This is a genomic window from Henriciella sp., from assembly GCF_049649345.1.
Lineage (GTDB): Bacteria > Pseudomonadota > Alphaproteobacteria > Caulobacterales > Hyphomonadaceae > Henriciella.
Genome location: NZ_JBARZC010000341.1, coordinates 1 through 3,619, shown reverse-complemented (window position 1 = coordinate 3,619; position 3,619 = coordinate 1). Strand labels below are relative to the sequence as shown.

Annotated in this window: 3 protein-coding genes; 2 read left to right on the top strand and 1 reads right to left on the bottom strand. The window is 62.9% G+C overall.

What is annotated here, in order from left to right; translation table 11 throughout:
- Positions 1-897: TonB-dependent receptor domain-containing protein (locus WA989_RS09335; protein WP_424340229.1), on the top strand; the 897-nt coding region annotated here is incomplete at its 5' end.
- A gap of 226 nt (positions 898-1,123) precedes the next feature.
- Positions 1,124-1,510, top strand: coding sequence for a response regulator (locus WA989_RS09330; RefSeq protein ID WP_424340228.1), 387 nt, complete (start codon positions 1,124-1,126; stop codon positions 1,508-1,510).
- On the opposite strand, the gene WA989_RS09325 is transcribed toward WA989_RS09330, so the two are convergent.
- The coding region (locus WA989_RS09325; RefSeq protein ID WP_424340227.1) for a hydantoinase B/oxoprolinase family protein at positions 1,507-3,619 on the bottom strand (2,113 nt) is incomplete at its 5' end. The genes WA989_RS09330 and WA989_RS09325 overlap by 4 nt on opposite strands.

Genomic DNA, 3,619 nt, shown 5'->3' with positions numbered 1-3,619 from the left:
TTTCTTGGCTATTTCACAATCAGTGAAGGCTACAGGATCGGTAACAATAATGGTCTGGGCGATTGCGCGCCTTATGATCCGGATGCGACGCAGGGCGCCTGTGCCCTCGCGCCCGGCCAGCAATATGGCCCAAATCCAGGCGACATCGCCCAGTTCGACGAACGCGAATATGGCCCGGACCAGACCACCAATTACGAAATCGGCGCAAAAACAGCCTGGCTCGGCGGTGATCTCGTCCTGAACGGCGCGATCTTCTATGTCGAATGGACCGATCCACAGGTTGCCTCGGCGACGGTGAACGCGAACATCCCGATTACTGTCAATGCGTCCGGCGCTGAATCGAAGGGTGTCGAACTTCAGGGCACGTGGCGGGTCACAGATCAGTTCGACCTTCGCGGGTCCTATTCTTATGCGAAAACAGAGCTGACCGAAGACGTGCCCTTCCTGATCCGGACGATCTCGCCGCCAGGCTTCGGCACGGCGTTCGAGGATGGCCTGGCCGGCGACCGCCTGCCCGGCTCGCCTGAAAGCCAGTTCTCTGTCTTCGGCCAGTATTATGTGCCGCTGCAGAACGGCAATCAGCTGATCTTCAACGGCTCCTATGCCTGGCAGGGTGATATTTTGACCCGGACCGGTGGACGCGGGTCGTCAGTGGCCATCCCGTCCTATGGCCTCGCCAATGCCAAGGCGACCTATGAGGCCGAAGACTGGTCCGTCGCGCTTTACGTCAACAATCTGTTCGACGAGTATGTCGAGACCGGCTTTGTCGGCACACCACTGGCGAACCAGATCGTCTCCGACATCAATGGCGATCCGGTCACGGTGCGCACGCACTATGCCACGCTCGGCGCGCCGCGCACGATCGGGGTCCGTGCCCGGATCAAATTCGGCGGTTAGTCACCGGGACCTTTTGAACCCAATTATCGGGGCGAAGACGGTATCTCCGTCTTCGCCCCTTTTATTGTCGTCCAGCCCTTTATCCCTGAGGCCGCCCCGCCGCTTTCTGCCTGAAGGCGCACATTGCAGGTCGAGCTATGGTTAATAATCCATAAGTTGATTTTTTCGGAACTCTGCAGGCCCGGCCCCGTTGGTTCCGACAATGAGTTTTGTCTGGACCCGAATTATGCCCCAACGCCCCAACATCCTGATCGTCGAGGACGAGCTGATGGTCGGGCTTCATCTTAAGGTAGAAGTCGAATCCTTCGGCTATGCCGTTACCGGTCCGGTCAGCTCTGTCGAGGGCGCCATGGCGGCGCTCGATCAGGAAAATATCGATGCCGCCGTGCTCGATCTTCAGCTCTATGACGAATTGTCCCTGTCGATCGCCCAGGCCCTTTGGCAGCGCGGCGTGCCTTTCGTTTTCGTCACAGGCCTGGGTGTCGGCACCCTGCCGGAAACATATGACAAGGTCCGTATCCTGAGAAAACCAGTCGACTTTCGCCAGCTCAAGCGCACGCTTGCCGAGATTTGCAAAGTGCAAACCGAAGCGGGCGAAACAAAATCGGCCTAAGCCCAGCCGCCGCCGCCCGGCGTTTCAATGCTGATGATATCGCCAGCTCCGAGATCCACACGGGCGACCCCGTCCAGCGCTTCGACACTGCCATCAGCGCGCACAACGCGTTGCTCTCCAACCTTGCCCGCTTCGCCCGCGCCAAGCCCGAACGGCGCAGCCTTTCGAGAGGACGCCACAAGCGTCGCCTCGCACGCCGTCAGGACAAAGATTGTCCGTATGGCGCCATCGCCGCCGCGGTGTGCACCGGCCCCGCCTGACCCTTGCCGGATGGCAAATCGCTCGATCCGCATCGGATAGCGAAGCTCGAAAATTTCAGGATCGGTGATCCGCGTATTGGTCATATGCGTGTGGACCGCGTGGGCCCCGTCAAAGCCCGGCCCGGCGCCGGCGCCGCCGCAGATCGTCTCGTAATACTGGAACTGCGCATTGCCGAAGAGGAGGTTGTTCATCGTCCCCTGCGCCGCCGCACATGCGCCAAGCGCACCGAACAGGACATTGCACACCGCCTGGCTGACTTCGGTATTGCCCGCAACCACCGCTGCGCCATGCGAGGGCGAGAGGAACGACCCCTCCGGAATGACCAGCTCCAGCGGCCGCAGGCAGCCCTCATTCAGAGGCAAATCATCCTCGACAAGACAGCGAAACGCATAAAGCGCAGCAGAGCGCGTCACCACAGGCGGCGCATTGAAATTGCCCGGCCGCTGCGGCCCTGTGCCTGTGAAGTCGATGGTCGCAGAGCGCGCCTGACGGTGCACCTTCACGGACACGCAAAGCGGCAGCCCGTCATCCATGTCCACGCGCATCTCGCCATCGGACAGCCGGTCGATCACCCGCCGCACGCTCTCCTCGGCATTATCCATGACATGGCCGGCATAAGCCGCAACGCCCGCCCAGCCATAGCGCGCAATCATCGCCAGCATGTCGCGCGCGCCGGCCTCATTCGCAGCGATCTGCGCGCGCATGTCAGAGATGTTCGCCTCCGGATTACGTGCCGGATATTTCGCCCCGGTCAGCAGCGCGCGAAACGCGTCCTCACGAAATTCGCCCGCCTCGCGCACAAGAAAATCATCAATCACGACCCCCTCTTCCTCCAGCCGTGTCGCATCCGGCGGGGTCGAGCCCGGGGTCAGCCCGCCAATATCGGCATGGTGCCCGCGATTGCCGACGAAGAAGCGGATCGTCTTTCCGCCCGCGTCAAACACCGGAGAAACCACTGTAATATCAGGAAGGTGCGTGCCGCCATTGAACGGATTGTTGAGCGCGATCATGTCGCCGGGCTTGAGGCTCGGGCCCCGCGTCTTGAGCACGGTGCGCACGCTCTCGCCCATCGCGCCGAGATGCACCGGCATATGCGGCGCATTGGCGAGCAGCCGACCTTCGGCGTCAAACACCGCGCAGGAGAAATCGAGCCGCTCCTTGATGTTCACGCTGGTCGCCGTGTCGCGGAGCACAGCGCCCATCCGCTCGGCCACGGCCATGAACATATTGTTGAACAGTTCCAGCAGCACCGGGTCGGGCGCACCCCCAGCCGATACGTCTGCGCGCGCCTGCAGGACCGTCCGTGTCAGGACAAGTTCGCCGCGTTCGGCCACCTGCGCAGACCAGCCCGCATCAATCACGGTCGTTGCCGTCTCCTCCGCGATAAGGGCCGGACCGGGAATCTCATCGCCCGCGCGCAATTTGCTCCGGACAAGGACGGGTGCGTCGACCATCTCCCCGCCGCTCCACATCCGCGCCTGGCGGATCGCTTCGAGCGCGGCTCCGTCACCGGCGTCGACCGGCTGGAAGGCCGCCGCCGCCCCGGCCCGCCGCGCTTCAGCGCCGACACTCTCAAGCACCAGCCCGCGCCCCGGCGTGACAAAACCGAACTGTTTCTGGTGCGCGGCCTCGAAGGCCTGCCGCATCTCGCCCGCGCCGCCAAACAGCACGTCGATCCGCGGATCGGTGCCGGCATAGCGCAGCGCCGCGGTCTCCTCGACGCTCAGCCCGTCTGCGCCCAGCTTCTCGATTTGCGCCGCCTTCAGCCCCTCCAGCCGCGCGCGAGCCTCATCCACCGCCGCGTCATCCAACGCCACTTCAAGCGAGGCCCGCCTGATATCGATCTCG